This is a genomic window from Bacillus sp. LBG-1-113, from assembly GCF_020708615.1.
Taxonomy (GTDB): Bacteria; Bacillota; Bacilli; order Bacillales; family Bacillaceae; genus Bacillus; species Bacillus mojavensis.
The window spans coordinates 927,724-942,122 of record NZ_JAJFDG010000001.1 but is presented as its reverse complement, the minus strand read 5'-3'; the positions used below and the strand labels follow the sequence as shown (position 1 = coordinate 942,122).

At 42.2% G+C, this 14,399-nt stretch carries 13 protein-coding genes, 1 pseudogene and 1 riboswitch; of the genes and pseudogenes, 6 read left to right on the top strand and 8 right to left on the bottom strand.

Annotated features, from left to right (window positions below; translation table 11 throughout):
- Positions 1-2: 2 nt before the first annotated feature.
- Positions 3-1,220: a cytochrome P450 gene (locus LJF29_RS05205; protein ID WP_229147351.1), complete on the top strand. Its 1,218-nt coding sequence runs from the start codon at positions 3-5 to the stop codon at positions 1,218-1,220.
- 30 nt (positions 1,221-1,250) lie between these two features.
- Here LJF29_RS05205 and LJF29_RS05200 read toward each other — a convergent pair whose 3' ends face one another.
- Positions 1,251-1,967, bottom strand: coding sequence for a 3-ketoacyl-ACP reductase (locus tag LJF29_RS05200; protein ID WP_229147349.1), 717 nt, complete (start codon positions 1,965-1,967; stop codon positions 1,251-1,253).
- Positions 1,968-2,116: 149 nt separating this feature from the next.
- On the opposite strand from LJF29_RS05200, the gene LJF29_RS05195 reads away from it, so the two are divergent.
- From LJF29_RS05195 to LJF29_RS05185, 3 genes and pseudogenes are all read left to right on the top strand, one after another.
- Positions 2,117-2,422, top strand: coding sequence for a DUF948 domain-containing protein (locus tag LJF29_RS05195; protein WP_229147348.1), 306 nt, complete (start codon positions 2,117-2,119; stop codon positions 2,420-2,422).
- 68 nt (positions 2,423-2,490) lie between these two features.
- A pseudogene (locus LJF29_RS05190) lies at positions 2,491-3,268 on the top strand (hypothetical protein).
- 43 nt (positions 3,269-3,311) lie between these two features.
- Positions 3,312-3,839, top strand: a complete 528-nt coding sequence (locus LJF29_RS05185; RefSeq protein WP_229147345.1) for a GNAT family N-acetyltransferase — start codon at positions 3,312-3,314, stop codon at positions 3,837-3,839.
- Positions 3,840-4,054: 215 nt separating this feature from the next.
- Here the strand turns inward: LJF29_RS05185 and LJF29_RS05180 are convergent, their stop codons facing one another.
- The 7 genes from LJF29_RS05180 to LJF29_RS05150 form a co-directional block, all read right to left on the bottom strand.
- Complete coding sequence (locus LJF29_RS05180) at positions 4,055-5,044, bottom strand: ABC transporter permease (RefSeq protein WP_229147344.1); 990 nt, start codon at positions 5,042-5,044, stop codon at positions 4,055-4,057.
- Positions 5,038-5,784, bottom strand: coding sequence for an ABC transporter permease (locus tag LJF29_RS05175; protein WP_229147343.1), 747 nt, complete (start codon positions 5,782-5,784; stop codon positions 5,038-5,040). The genes LJF29_RS05180 and LJF29_RS05175 overlap by 7 nt, the downstream gene beginning before the upstream one ends.
- A 10-nt stretch (positions 5,785-5,794) precedes the next feature.
- Positions 5,795-6,733 carry an ABC transporter ATP-binding protein gene (locus LJF29_RS05170; RefSeq protein ID WP_229147340.1) on the bottom strand — a complete coding sequence of 313 codons (939 nt, stop codon included), beginning with the start codon at positions 6,731-6,733 and terminating at the stop codon, positions 5,795-5,797.
- Positions 6,734-6,745: 12 nt separating this feature from the next.
- Positions 6,746-7,297, bottom strand: coding sequence for a MarR family winged helix-turn-helix transcriptional regulator (locus tag LJF29_RS05165; RefSeq protein WP_010334482.1), 552 nt, complete (start codon positions 7,295-7,297; stop codon positions 6,746-6,748).
- Positions 7,298-7,739: 442 nt separating this feature from the next.
- Positions 7,740-8,984, bottom strand: a complete 1,245-nt coding sequence (locus LJF29_RS05160) for an MFS transporter (RefSeq protein WP_229147337.1) — start codon at positions 8,982-8,984, stop codon at positions 7,740-7,742.
- A 93-nt stretch (positions 8,985-9,077) separates the two neighbouring features.
- Positions 9,078-10,556 carry an FGGY-family carbohydrate kinase gene (locus tag LJF29_RS05155; protein WP_229147335.1) on the bottom strand — a complete coding sequence of 493 codons (1,479 nt, stop codon included), beginning with the start codon at positions 10,554-10,556 and terminating at the stop codon, positions 9,078-9,080.
- A 20-nt stretch (positions 10,557-10,576) separates the two neighbouring features.
- Positions 10,577-11,599: a 2-hydroxyacid dehydrogenase gene (locus tag LJF29_RS05150; RefSeq protein ID WP_229147334.1), complete on the bottom strand. Its 1,023-nt coding sequence runs from the start codon at positions 11,597-11,599 to the stop codon at positions 10,577-10,579.
- Between the two features lie 97 nt (positions 11,600-11,696).
- Positions 11,697-11,788: riboswitch (SAM riboswitch) on the bottom strand.
- A 148-nt stretch (positions 11,789-11,936) separates the two neighbouring features.
- Here LJF29_RS05150 and LJF29_RS05145 point away from each other — a divergent pair.
- Together LJF29_RS05145 and LJF29_RS05140 are read left to right on the top strand one after the other, a co-directional pair.
- Complete coding sequence (locus LJF29_RS05145; protein ID WP_229147333.1) at positions 11,937-13,979, top strand: molybdopterin oxidoreductase family protein; 2,043 nt, start codon at positions 11,937-11,939, stop codon at positions 13,977-13,979.
- Positions 13,980-14,089: 110 nt separating this feature from the next.
- Positions 14,090-14,386 carry a hypothetical protein gene (locus tag LJF29_RS05140; protein WP_168748001.1) on the top strand — a complete coding sequence of 99 codons (297 nt, stop codon included), beginning with the start codon at positions 14,090-14,092 and terminating at the stop codon, positions 14,384-14,386.
- The last annotated feature ends 13 nt before the right edge of the window (positions 14,387-14,399 follow it).

The following is a 14,399-nucleotide window of genomic DNA, read 5'->3' as shown; positions in this document are numbered from 1 at the left end:
AAATGACAAAGCAAGCAGCTCGTCCTGCCAAAGATGAACGTTACGCCAACTTAATCCCCATGAAAGAATTACAATTCGAAAAAGACCGTCTTTTCCCCTTCCCGATTTATGAGAAGCTTCGGAAATTGTCTCCTGTCCGCTATGACAAACAGCGTGATTGCTGGGATGTTTTTAAATATGATGACGTTCAATTCATCCTGAAAAATCCCAAACTTTTTTCATCTAAACGCGGCATACAGGCAGAAAGCATTTTAACAATGGACCCTCCGAAACATACCAAATTACGCGCACTCGTCAACAAATCGTTTACTCCAAAGGCAGTGAAACAAATCGAAACCCGCATAAAAGACGTTACAGCATTCCTCTTACAGGAGGCGCGGCAAAAAGACAGAATCGATATGATAGATGATATAGCAGGCCCCCTTCCTGTTATTATCATTGCTGAAATGCTTGGAGCACCGATTGAAGACCGGCACATCATCAAAACATACTCCGACGTACTCGTGTCCGGAGCGAAGGACAGTTCAGACAAAGCTGTTGATGACATGGTTCAAAAACGCCGGGACGGCCACGCATTCTTAAGCAACTATTTTAGAGACATTCTATTAAAACGACGAGCTCACCCAAAAGAAGATTTGATTACAATGCTTTTGCAGTCAGAGGTGGATGGAGAATATCTAACAGAAGAGCAGCTGCTCGGTTTTTGCATTCTTCTTCTTGTCGCGGGGAACGAAACGACTACTAACTTGATCGCGAATGCTGTTCGCTACATCACGGAAGACACAGCCATGCAACAACAGATAAGACAAAATACAGACTATATCCCTAATGTAATAGAAGAAACGCTCCGCTATTATCCGCCTGTTCAAGCCATCGGACGAGTTGCAGCAGAAGATATAGCGCTTGGCGGAGCATTGATAAAGAAAGGATCTTCCGTTATCAGCTGGGTCGCGTCAGCCAATCGGGATGAAGCTAAATTTTCTGAACCTGATCGTTTTATCATTAACCGCCCCTCCTATCCCCATCTCAGCTTTGGGTTCGGAATTCACTTTTGCCTCGGGGCACCGTTGGCCAGACTCGAAGCAAACATCGCTCTTTCCTCCCTCTTGTCTATGTCAGCTTATATTAAAAAAGCTGATGATGAACAGAAACTTGAAGCGGTACCAAGTCCTTTCGTGTTTGGCGTTAAACATTTACCTGTGCGTATTGAATTCAAATAAAAAAAGCCTGTCACTAGACAGGCTTTCGTTTTACGGATTTGTAGACCATAATCCTGCAGATTTAATGAAAATACGCGGATCTAATTTCAATTGAGCCACCATATATTCAGCAAGATCCTCAGGCTGCATAACCTTTTCAGGATTACCGTCTGTCAGATTCAGTTCAATCGACATATCACTTGCGACAGTGCTCGGCGTTAACGCGCTGACTCTGATATTATGCTTTCTCACTTCTTGCATGAGAGATTCCGTTAACCCAAGAACGGCAAATTTAGATGCGCTGTAAGCGCTTGTGACAGCTGCTCCTCTTTGGCCGGCTGTAGAAGAAATATTAATAATGTCACCAGCTTTGCGTTCAATCATTTCAGGAAGCACCGCACGAGTAACATGGTATACACCCATTAGGTTCACTTGAATAATATTTTCCCACTCATCAGCGGATAGATCTAAGAATCCGCCAAATTTGCTGATTCCGGCATTGTTAATAAGAATATCAATCTCGCCAAGCTCCTCTTTAATAGAAGCCACAGCTTGATCAACCTGTGCTGCATCCTTTACATCCGCAGCAGCAAACGCAGCTTTTACACCAAGTGCTTTTATTTCTTCTGCGACTTTCTCAACATTAGCGGCAGTGCGTCCGATTAAACCGATATTTACGCCTTCTTTCGCAAGCGCAAGAGCTGTAGCGCGTCCAATCCCTCTGCCTCCGCCTGTGATAAGAGCAGTTTTATTTTGTAAACTTTGCAATTGAAGCACCCTTTCTTTGTTTACATATGTACGATAACACATTATAAGCACAAGAAAACCAATACGCAAATCATATGAACTGCGCAGAAAACATTTCAACTGATTATAATAGGCGGAATAGGGTATGACATTAGAAAAGGGGTGAACATATGGTTATCGTTTATATCAGTATTGCAGTAATAGCCATTTCAATCATTTACTTAGGGATAAATGTGATTCAAAACAAGAAAAAAATCAATCCCGCCATGAAGGAACTCACTGCAGTTACGCAATCAATGCAAAAACAAGTTGAAGTGGTAAAAACGGAAGCACAGCAGCTGTCTCAAAAGCAAAAAATGATTCAATACGATGTTGAAATGAAAAAAAACGCGTTGCAGCAGACTGCTGCTGAAGTGAAAGAAGCGCCTCAAGCAGTTAAAGAGGTGTGGCATGCTGGACATTTGAATAGAGGTTAAATATGAATGATACCCCGTTGTTACGTTTAAAATGGACAATGGGATATCATTTTTAGGGAGGTTAAGCCATGATTGAAAACCGCAGCGGTTTGGCAACATTTGCAGAGAAACTACATACTCTTCCGGTATCAAGACCGCTTTCGAAAACAGATTTGTTTACTCCCCCATTTCGCCTAAACCAAAAAAACGCGCTAGAAATGTACTATTCACCTCATAATGAATATATCAATCAAGCTGCTTCGATTGTGATTTCAGGCATAACGCCGGGTTTTTCACAAATGAAAACAGCTTATGAAACAGCCATCGAAAGCTTGCACAAAGGCCGTTCTCTAGAACAGATGGCTTTAGACACCAAAAAAGCGGCAGGACTTTCTGGAACTATGAGACATAACCTGATACGATGCTGGATCAATGCGGACTGCCGCAGGTTTTAGGCATTCAAAGCGCCGCACAGCTTTTCGGCAACTTGCGCCATATGCTTCACACCACTTCTGTTATCAAATACCCTGTTTTCATTCAGCAGAAAAACTATACAGGACATAGCCCTGTTATCCCCCGCTCATCTATGCTAAGCACTTATGCATATAAGTATTTCCCCGCTGAACTTGAAAAGCTATCGGGCCCTGTTCTTCTTATCCCGCTAGGCAAAGCAGCCGAAACAGTCTGTGAAACACTGATCAGGCAAAACAGCAACTGGCAGCTGACCTGCCTTCATGGCTTCCCTCACCCATCGGGCGCGAACGGTCATCGAATGAAACAATTTAAGAAAAACAAAGATGATTTAGAAAAACAAATTCGATCCTTTGCTTCATCAAATTCGCTTTCCATATAGAAAAGAGGAAATAAAAGGGATATGATAAACCTACATACATCATTAGGGAGGGATTTGGTGTTTCCTGTATTAGAAACCGACAGGCTTATTCTAAGAGAGATGACAGAGAAAGATGCGGAAGCCATTTTTTCTTGTTTTTCAAACCATGACGTCACACGCTACTACGGACTTGATCCCCTTGAAAGTATGGATCAGGCAAAAACAATGATTCATCAGTTTGCCGACAATTATCAAGAAAAGCGAGGAATACGGTGGGGAATTGAAAGAAAAGACACCAAAGAACTCATCGGTACGATTGGATTTCATGCTTTGGCTCCTAAGCATGAACGTGCAGAAATCGGTTATGAAATCAGCCGGGCGAATTGGCGAAATGGCTATGCGTCAGAAGCCATTTTAGAAATTGTGTCTTACGGCTTTGGCATCCTTGGACTAACGCGAATCGGTGCAGTTGTTTTTAGGGAAAATGAAGCGTCAAATCGTTTGCTGCTAAAAATGGGATTTGAAAAAGAAGGCGTATTAAGACACTATATGTACCAAAGCGGTGTGCCTTATGATACAAATGTTTATTCTATTATAAAATCATGAAAAGCAAGAGAATGATAAGACATTCTCTTGCTGCTCTTCCCTACTAATCTCTCGTCTGCCTTTCCCTCTTCAAGGTTGCCTTCCAAAATAGCATAGCTGAAAATACTTACAGCAACGGCAATCAAAAAGACTACATATCATCGCGGCATTGACGAAGACAAAGCCTTGTCATATAAAAAAAGATTCGTAGCGCTCTATACATCTAGGGACATTCATTAATAAATCCCTTTTTTTGTCCTGCTTCTTGAAATAAAGCCTCCAAAGACATAAAATAATGCCGACCAAAGAAAGATATAAAAAAGCTGAAATTTGAATTCCCGCACTGTCTGCCCCATATCTATTCCATGGATTAAGGTCATGAATGCTTTTTGCGGCAAAATGGTACAGAGTACATCTAAGACGGGGAGATTAGGCGTAAAAGAAATAAAGCAGCCTGACAATACAGACGTAACCACACTGATTCCGCTCGTCACCAAGCTTAAGTTTCGATCCATAACTGAAGACATAAAAATAGCGAATGACGCTGCAAGCACTGCGAGAACAGCCAGCAGTTCAGCAAAAATGTCCAAGCGAAAGCCAATATCCACATGAAATAATAATGTTGTCATCACAATGGCCAGATAGGTTGGTATATATAGACATAAAAATGTAAAGGTAAACTGAACAATCAGATATTTGTTCTCGTTTACAGGTGACACTAAAATCCGCCTGAAGGTTTTAAGCATCCGATCTTCAGGATACAAGGCAGTGAGCGCGACACCTTGCATAAAAACAAGCATCACGATAAATCCTAAAATATTTGTGCCTGTCCCCCTTTCAGTCCTTATTTTATCCTCTCCTTTATAGCTGATCGGCATTTTCCCAGTCTCAAAAAGCTCCCGAATCATTTTTTCATCAGCTTTACTTTTCAAAGTGGTTACCTTATAGTCTTGATGATTTTTTTCTACAACTGCTGCATATTTTCCTAACACAAGATCAGAGAACCTCGGGTTTTGATGGACCATAACCACTCGAAAGGCAGGATCTTTGGGGAGATTTTTCATCTCATCCTGCTCCGTAACAAATGCAATGGTTTCTTTTAAGACCGGTTTACCGGAAAAAAGAATGGCTGCCCCAACCATCAGCGGAATGATGATCACTGCAATGATAATAATGGCTTTCTTGGCCAGTATTCGTTCCCACCTATTTCGGAATAGATTCAGCATACATATCCCTCAGGCTTAAAAACAACATGGGAAACGGCAATACAAACGACTGAAGCCAAGAGAAGAATGGATACCACAGGCAGCAAAATACTGAAATCATGATCATAAATGAGGCGAAATGAGCATTCCGCTACCCATTTAACCGGAGAAAATACGGAAATTTCATTTACGGTATCTCCAAATCTATGAATCCCGAAAAAAACGCCTCCTAAAAAAACAAAAAAAGCAACTGGAATTTGCATGATGCTATTCGCCCGTTCTTCATTTTTGAAAATGCAGCAAAACATGGTGCCGAAACAGCAGCCAAAGAACAAAAAGAAATGCAGTAAAAGCAAGATATACGGAAGATCTTCACCGCCAAAGTTCAATTTAAAAATCGTTTGAGCCATCCATACATTCATGGTGTACAAAATCACACTGAATATGTAAGTTGATAGTAATTTTGAAAGATAAATACTTGTCTTTGAAACGGGTGCGTATACAAGGCGGATGTTTCCTCTCTTCACCTTTTCTTCCATAAATGTGTTGGACGCGGTCATCGCGATCAGAGCCGCTGAGAAAATCATCATATTCACCCCGTAATAATCGTAGGAACTGATACGGCCTGCCCCAAAGCTATTTTTTGTGACAAAGCCCATGATCAGAATAAGAATGAAAGGAAAAATCGTATTGGCTAAAATGAGAACCGGATTCCTTAAAATATTCCTAAAATCAAATGACATTACTTTCACTAAATTCATGATGCCTCTCCTAATCTCTTAAATTTCTTCCCGTCAGCTCTAAAAATACCGTTTCTAAGGATGCCTCTTGACTGCTCATATGCAGAATGCTACATCCTTGAACACTTAATTCTGCTATGATTTCACCTAGGGGATCTTGGTTCTTTCGGACTGTAACTTTCAATTCATTCTCTATAAAGAGCACTTTTATAACCCCTTTGATATCCTTTAGAATGTTTTTGTTTAATTTATCTGCATTCGCCAGCTGAAAAGAATAGGTCCTTTCTTTATTTACTTTTTTGTATAATTCCTCTTTCGTCCCGTTAGCAATGATTTTTCCTTCATTCATAATCATAATCCGATCAGCAATAGCCTCGGCCTCTTCCATATAATGTGTTGAGTAAATGATGCTTGCTCCTTTTTCTTTCAGCACTTTAATAGACTCCAGAATGTGGTTTCTGGATTGAGGATCTATTCCAACAGTCGGTTCATCCATAATAATCAGTTTCGGCTGATGGGCAATAGCACAGGCAATGTTTAATCTTCTTTTCATCCCACCTGAAAAAGTCTTAGGCTTATCATCTTTACGATCATATAGCTGTACGAGCTCCAAAGCCTCCTTAACCCGGGCTTTCAGACCTTCTCCTTTAAGAGAGTATAGACTGGCAAAAAAGCGAACATTTTTCTCAGCGGATATATCCTCATAGATGGCGATATCCTGAGGGACAATTCCAATACCCATCTTCATTTTTTTTGCGCCGTTTTTTACATTATGGCCCAATATCGTAACATTTCCGGAAGTGGCCGACAGTACTCCGGATATAATATGAATCGTTGTGCTTTTTCCTGCTCCGTTTGGGCCAAGAAGCCCAAGAACTTCACCCTCCTTTAATTCAAATGAAATGCCGTCTACCGCAGCTTTGTTCGTGTACTGCTTTTTCAAATTTTCAATTGATGCCACGCTGTTCATACGTATCTCCTTTTACATTCTCCGTTTTGCGAATTCCTGAAGAACTTTTATTTTCAGATCATCACGTTCTTGTTCAATTTCAAAGTCACGAGCGTCTTCTTCGAAACCATCCTGCTCTTCTCCGTCAAAACTGTATAGCTTTTTCAATAAATTCCACAGTGTCTCTAATTCTTCCGTCGAAAATCCTTGAAAAATATCTGCCATAAAGTACACAGCTTTTTCACCGCATTCCTCTAAAACGCGTTTTCCAGAATCGGTAATTTTCACATTAACCGCACGCTTGTCACGTTTACTTGGCACAGTAACGGCATATCCTCTTTTTTCAATACTGCTGACCAGCCTGTTTATGTTCTGTTTCGACGTACCTAATTTTTTGGCAATGTTGTTGAAAGTGGTTTCTTCTTCCGGTAAATGCAGTATGGAGACCATTGTCATAAATTGCCTAGTCGTTAAGCTTTCATAGTACTCATCACCTCGTGATTGAATTTTGTTTAAAACAGAAAAAAGTGTAGCGTAAGACTGCTGCATTAAAAATAAATCTTTTAGTTCCTTAGAAAAATCCATTATAACCCTCCTCAAAAAGACAATTAGTTGTCTTTATCATCATAGCACTTTTTGTCACTTTGTCAACTTATTGTCTATTTTTATTGCGAATCATACGACAATATCATATTGATCAATATGAAAAAGGTATATCATGGTTCGGTAACGTAAATTTGATAAGGAAAAAGCATTGGAATCCGCTTTTTTGAAGATTTAATTGAAGAGAAATACAGAAAACCATTAAATGCCGCGACATTACTACAATGGTTGAACGCGCGCCCTACAAAGATACATTTGAAGAAAATAGACATACAATCAGGAGAGTTAAGAAGCGATCGCTCAAACTATCATTCTTTATTGGGTGGACTGGTGATGATGAAGCCCCTTTTCAGACCAAACATTTCGGAGCACTCTGTACAAAAACCATTGCTGAAAAAAGCGCCCTATTCCAGGGCGCTTTTCATCAGGATGCATATTGAGGGGAAGTTTCTTTCTGTCCTTCTTTTTCTTCAGGTATCTTAATACATTTCGTCATGACTGCACTTGCAAGATAAAGCACCGCAAAAATCCAGACAACGCCTTGTGCACCGACGAGTCCGATGAACATCCAAGCTAAAGCAGGTCCGACAAATGCCGATAAGCCGGCTGCCAGGTTCAAAACGGACATGGCGGCTCCTTTGTCTTTTCCGGCAACTGTCGGCACAATCGCACCAATCGGCACGTAGCCTGCCAGCAAACCGCCCCATACAAAGCCGATGATACTCACAACCGCTATATTCCCGCCTGAAAAAACAGGCGCATAGTATAATAAAACGGTGAAAATGCCGCAGCCGACACCGCCAAACCAAATGACGGTGTTTTTCCATCCGAATTTATCACCGACAATTCCAAAAATGAGGTTAAATACAATATTGCCCAGAAAAATCGTTCCCCAAATCTGCAGCCACACATGAGTTGAAATGCCATGCTGAGCCATGTGCATCGGCAAAAACACAGGAAAACCATATGTGCCGATGCTGTTGATGATTCTAATCACTCCTCCTGTCAGCACCCGCGGATTGGTAACGAGAATGGTAACGCCTTTTAAAAGCTCCTCAGCCGTTTCTGATCTTTTTCTTTTCTTCTTTTCAAATCGGTCTTTATTAACAAACAACGCGAAGACTGCGCCGAGGCATACCCAGAAAATAGAACTCCACAGCGTATTTAAATAACCAAACGTTTTAATGGCATAACTTGAATACCAAGCACCGAAAACAAACATGCCCAGACAATATGCAATCCAGAACCAGCCGACAGCTGTACTGAGCCTGTTCTGCGGTGTTCTGTAGATGACCCATGTCAAGAAGGAATAAGCAAATAGCGGGTATCCTAAGCCTTTAATAAAGTAAGTCACATACATGACAGGCAGATTTAGCTGTTCAAATCCGAAGATGATAAAAGCAGCTGTACCGATCACATAAAACAACAACCCCATAAACATCGTTCGCTTTGCCCCAAATGCTTCCAGACATACACCTGAAAACCATGAAGCAATGGCCAGTGAAATGCCGTATATACTGAAAATCGAAGCGGATTGCTGAACGGTGAGCCCATTTTCAATCAGAAAAGGACTGAGCCATCCTTGTTCAAGGCCGTCTCCCATCATAAACAGCACAACCCCTAAAAACCCCCAGGCCAGCCGCTTTGGTATACCAATTTGATCTAACATATCTGTATCCTCCTTAGATGCTTATCTCAATTACCGTATTACCTCGATAAAGTAAGAACATGTATAATTCCTCAAACGGCGGCAAATTCCGCCTTATGCTAATACCTTGTTTCCCGATGACGGCTCTAATCCTGAAAAGAAGCGCTGGACCTGCTTCCACTCCTCGTATAAAGCCATTTCTATCCGGCAATCCTGTGGCTCTATCACCCGAACACTTCCAGACATTTCTTCGGTCAAACGAAAGGCCTCATTGCAAACCACCGCAGCACCTACGACTGATGCCTGACTGTATCCTTCTTTGACATAGATTTTTTTCTGAAGAAGATTGGCGATATATTGTGTAAATGCTCTGCTTTGGAATCCGCCTCCGCATCCCCACACATAGTCACGATTAAACGGAGTGATCTCTGTTAAAATGTCAAAGTTCCATTTGATTGAACATGCAATCTCCTGTAATGCCGCACGTACAAAATGCGCTCTGCTTAAATGGGCTGAAAGCGGTACATCAAAGAGAAAGCCGCCTTTCGCTAGATTGTTTTTTTCTGCCGATAAATATGAACCGAGGGACGACACACAGGAATGATCTTCCTTAGCTATTGCAGTAATTTCTTGTTCCATCACATCGTACGGTTCATTCGGATAGAAAATATCCTTTAATTTTTGAAAATTTAGACCTGTTATCCCGGGATTCGTCTCTGCAAGCCACTGTCCTTTATCTGTGTGGCAGTTCAGCCAGGCTTTATGATGTCTGTCTTCATGAGTTTCATCAATCATTTTGGTAATCGGTGTTGTCGTACCTGATACAATGACTGCGTCCCCCAAAGCAGCACCAGTGCTTTTGACAGCAAGCTGTGTATCTCCGCCACCCGCTATAACCTTCGCATGATGTGGCAGCCCCAATTCTGCAGCATACTCATCTGTTATTGATCCAATGACTGTTCCCGCTCTGACTAAAGGCGGAAGAATGGATGGCGAGAAACCGAATATATCGCACATCTCTACTGACCATGTATTTTGATTTACATCAAACAGCAGCGTTTCCGTCGCCTGTGACGGTTCATATGTCAATACCCCGCTCAGCTGATACGTCACCCAATCACTGATGCTTGTGAAGCTTGAAGTCTTTTTCCATAAGGAGGGCTGCCGGTGCTTTAAACCATAAAGCTTGAGCGCTGAAAAAAGCGCAGTCGGCAGACGGCCTGTTCGGCTGTATACTTCTTCCTGATTCGGTATGTTTTCCTCCCACTCCCTGCCCCGATTGTCAATGTTGGGCAGACCGAGGAAAGGCTCACCATTTTGATCAAGCAGCACGATCCCCTGTCTTTGACTTGTTGAAGTGAGACCAATAATTTCAATATGATGAGAACGAGACATCGCACGTTTAGCCAGATTCATGATTTGATTCCACAGCGCCTGTGGAGAAAAATAGCGGCTGTCCGGGTAAAGCGGCTCGGTCGTATATACAATGTCCTCCCGTTCAACCGATTGAACGCTGCCCGACACACTTACGACTGCAACTCTTGCATTGCCAGTGCCAATGTCAAATACGAGATAACCTTTTTGTTTCGTCATCCTGATGCCCTCCTTTTTTCTTACACCTCTGCTGTAAGATCGTTTCTGTTATATAAGGTCGGAATATTGAGAGTTTTTTCATCCCTCCACTTTTTAAGCGCTTCGTTCAAAATGGTAACGTGATGATCCTCCACTTCAAATGTTGCCCCTGCTAAATGAGGTGTTGCCAGAACATTAGACAATGAAATAAATTCATAATCCGATTGCTCAGGCGGCTCATGATAAAAAACGTCTAATATTGCACCCCTGATTTTACTTTCTTTCAGTACAGATAAAAGATCCTCTCGGTTTACCACGACAGCTCGTGATGTATTCACGAAAATGGCGCTCTCTTTCATCAAGTCAAAATACGAACGATCAATGAGGCCAAGCGTATCATCTGTACGCGGCAGATGAACAGAAACGATATCACTATCTGAAAAAACCTTCTCCAGAGATACTTTTTCATATAGCGGATGATCGTGGTGTACGTATGGATCGTAATACAAAACCTTGCAGTCAAATGCAGTCAGCAGTTTTGCGATCCTTTGCCCAACCGCTCCGAATCCCACCATACCCACGGTTTTTCCTGTTATTTCATTACCTTTGAATTTGGCATACGCCTGCAAATAATCGCTGTTCCATTTTCCATCCTTTAGCCATTGATTAGAGGTATTCGTATGCCGGAGAAATGAAATCACATTTCCAATAAACATTTCAGCAACAGCTTGTGCGTTTCGCCCAGGCGTATAGAAAACCGGAATGTCTCTGTTTGACGCTGCTGTCACATCAACATTGGAAGGCATTCCCCTGCATACTCCCACAAATGAAAGTTCCGGCATTGATGCAAACACGTTTTCTGTCACTTGATCAAGCTCAGTAATCAACCCCGTCGCATTTGACTCTTGTAATAGCTGAATCAATTCTTCTTCTCTATATGCCCGGCCGTTTTCTTTCCAAGACTGATAAACAACGGAACCGAACAATTCTTCAAGCTCTTTTCGTCCTTCTTCGTTGTACGGTGCTGTAATCAAAACCGTCATGATGCAAAACATCCTTTTCATCGTTATTTTTCACACAAAAAAATCTCTCTCCAAAGATGGAAAGAGATTCATGTATAGGCGCACTCTGCCACAGACAGAAGCCGGTATAAACCTTACTTTCCTATCTTTCAAGCTGTCGCTTGCTGGAATTGGCACAATAATGTTGCCGAGGTTTCATAGGGCCAGTCCCTCCACCTCTCTTGATAGAAAATGTTTTGTATGTAATTTTCAGAATTAAGAATACGTTAATCATAAAGAAGACCCAGATTGATGTCAATGTCTTTTTTTCAGAATTGACGTTATCATTCGAAATGTTATAATTCTTACAATATATCTAACTAGGGAGAGGAACTGGGCTATGAAATCGTTTGCCACTCAACAAAACGGCATTTTTAAATCCGTTTGCTCACTGGACTGCCCGGACCAGTGCGGATTACTGGTACATAAAAAAGACGGGAAAATTGTGAAAGTGCAGGGTGATCCTGATCATCCCGTGACAGCCGGAAATATATGCAACAAAGTACGAAATATGGCTGAGCGCATCTATGATGAGAAGCGGCTGAAGACTCCGCTGAAACGAATAGGTATGAAGGGCGAGGCAGAGTTTAAACCAATTTCTTGGGAGGAAGCGATTGACACCATCACATCTCGCTGGAAACAGCTGATTGATGAAGAAGGAGCTGAAAGCATATTGCCTTACAGCTTTTACGGCAATATGGGAAAATTAACGGCTGAAGGAATGGACCGCCGCTTCTTTTACCGTCTGGGCTCAAGCCAGCTTGAGCGGACGATTTGCAGCAAAGCCGGTTCAGAAGGCTATAAATATACCATGGGTGTGAGTGCTGGAATCGATCCTGAAGAAACGATTCATACAAAACTGTTTATCTTTTGGGGAATTAACGCAGTCAGCACAAACATGCATCAAATTACAATCGCACAAAAAGCACGGAAAAAAGGCGCAAAAATTGTTGTAATTGATGTGCATAAAAATCAGACAGGACGACTCGCAGATTGGTTTATTCCTATAAAACCCGGTACCGACAGCGCGCTTGCCCTTGGAATCATGCACATATTATTTAAAGAAAACCTTCACGATGAAGCGTTTCTATCAGAATATACAGTCGGCTATGAAGAATTGCGCGAGCATGTGAAACAGTATCATCCAGAAAAGGTATCGCTGATCACTGGTGTCAGTACCGACGATATCTATCAGCTGGCAAAAATGTATGGTGAAACCTCCCCTTCCTTTATCAGAATCGGAAACGGCCTTCAGCATCACGACAACGGTGGGATGATTGTTAGAACGATTGCCTGTCTTCCGGCGATTACCGGTCAATGGATGCATACAGGAGGCGGCGCCATCAAGCATAACAGCGGAATTTTAGAATATAACACCAACGCGCTTCAGCGTCCTGATTTACTGAAAGGCCGCACACCGAGATCGTTTAATATGAACCGGCTGGGCAGAGTCCTTCTGGAAACAGACGCTCCTATTCGCTCCCTCTTTATTTATGGGACGAACCCAGCCGTTGTGGCGCCAGAAGCGAACAAAGTCAGACAAGGCCTCCTGCGGGATGACTTGTTCACCGTGGTTCATGATTTGTTTTTGACAGAAACAGCCAAATATGCGGACATTGTACTGCCTGCTACATCTTCTTTTGAAAATACTGATTTTTACACCTCATACTGGCACCATTACATTCAGCTTCAGCAGCCGGTGATTGAGAAATACGGAGAAAGTAAGTCTAATACCGAGGTATTCCGGTTATTGGCTGAGGCAATGGGTTTTACGGATCAGGAGCTGAAAGATTCAGATGAAGACTTAATCCGCCAGGCGCTTCACCATCCAGATAACCCTTATTTGGCAGAGATTCGTTATGAATCACTCACTGAACGTTCGTTTATGAAGGCGAAGCGTGAAAAGCCGCTGTTCCCGGGTAAACTGCCGACACCGAGCGGAAAAATAGAATTATATTCAGAAAAAATGAAACAAGCCGGTTTCCCGCCGTTACCGACACATACGCCGCTTGCGCCGGATCAAGAATTCCCGTTTATGTATGTTCCGGGGCCGAATCATAATTTCTTAAATTCAACGTTTTCCAACAATGCAAAGCACGTCAAACTTGAAAAAACACCGAAACTCTTTATCAACACGATAGATGCCGAAGAACACGGCATCACTGATGGTGAAGCTGTACGGATTTGGAACAGCCGAGGTGAGTGTGAACTAACCGCGGCAGTCGGAGAACAAGTGCTGCCCGGTGTTGTCGTCAGTCAAGGATTATGGGCAGATGAACCAGGCAAAAATCAGCTTGTTAACGCCCTGACCCCAGACCGCTTGTCTGATATGGGCGGAGGCGCCACTTTTTTCTCAGGCCGAGTGCAGATTGAGAAAGCATAGAAACCGTCCAGAGCTTGCTCTGGCGGTTTTTTGTGTACACAATCAAAAAAATGAAACCAATGATATGGATTGACCGTATAACATGACGATTACATAATGGAGGCAGACACATGGACGTTTTTTTAGGAATCGGTATTGCATTGGCTGGATATTTTATCGGAGAAGGATTAAAGCATATTAACAACCCAAAAGCTAACGGAAAAAATGACATCATGCTGATTAAAGAACGAGATATTCACTTTTACATCGGGCATTTTTTAGGCATAACCCAAGCGGAGGCGAAACACTTAGCGAAGGATCTCACAGACCTCCCTCATATTGAAATAAACGGAAAAAGATATGTGCAAAAACATATCTTAAGAGAATGGCTATTAACATTAGGAGAGGAACACCAAGCGAAAGATTAATACGACTTTTTAC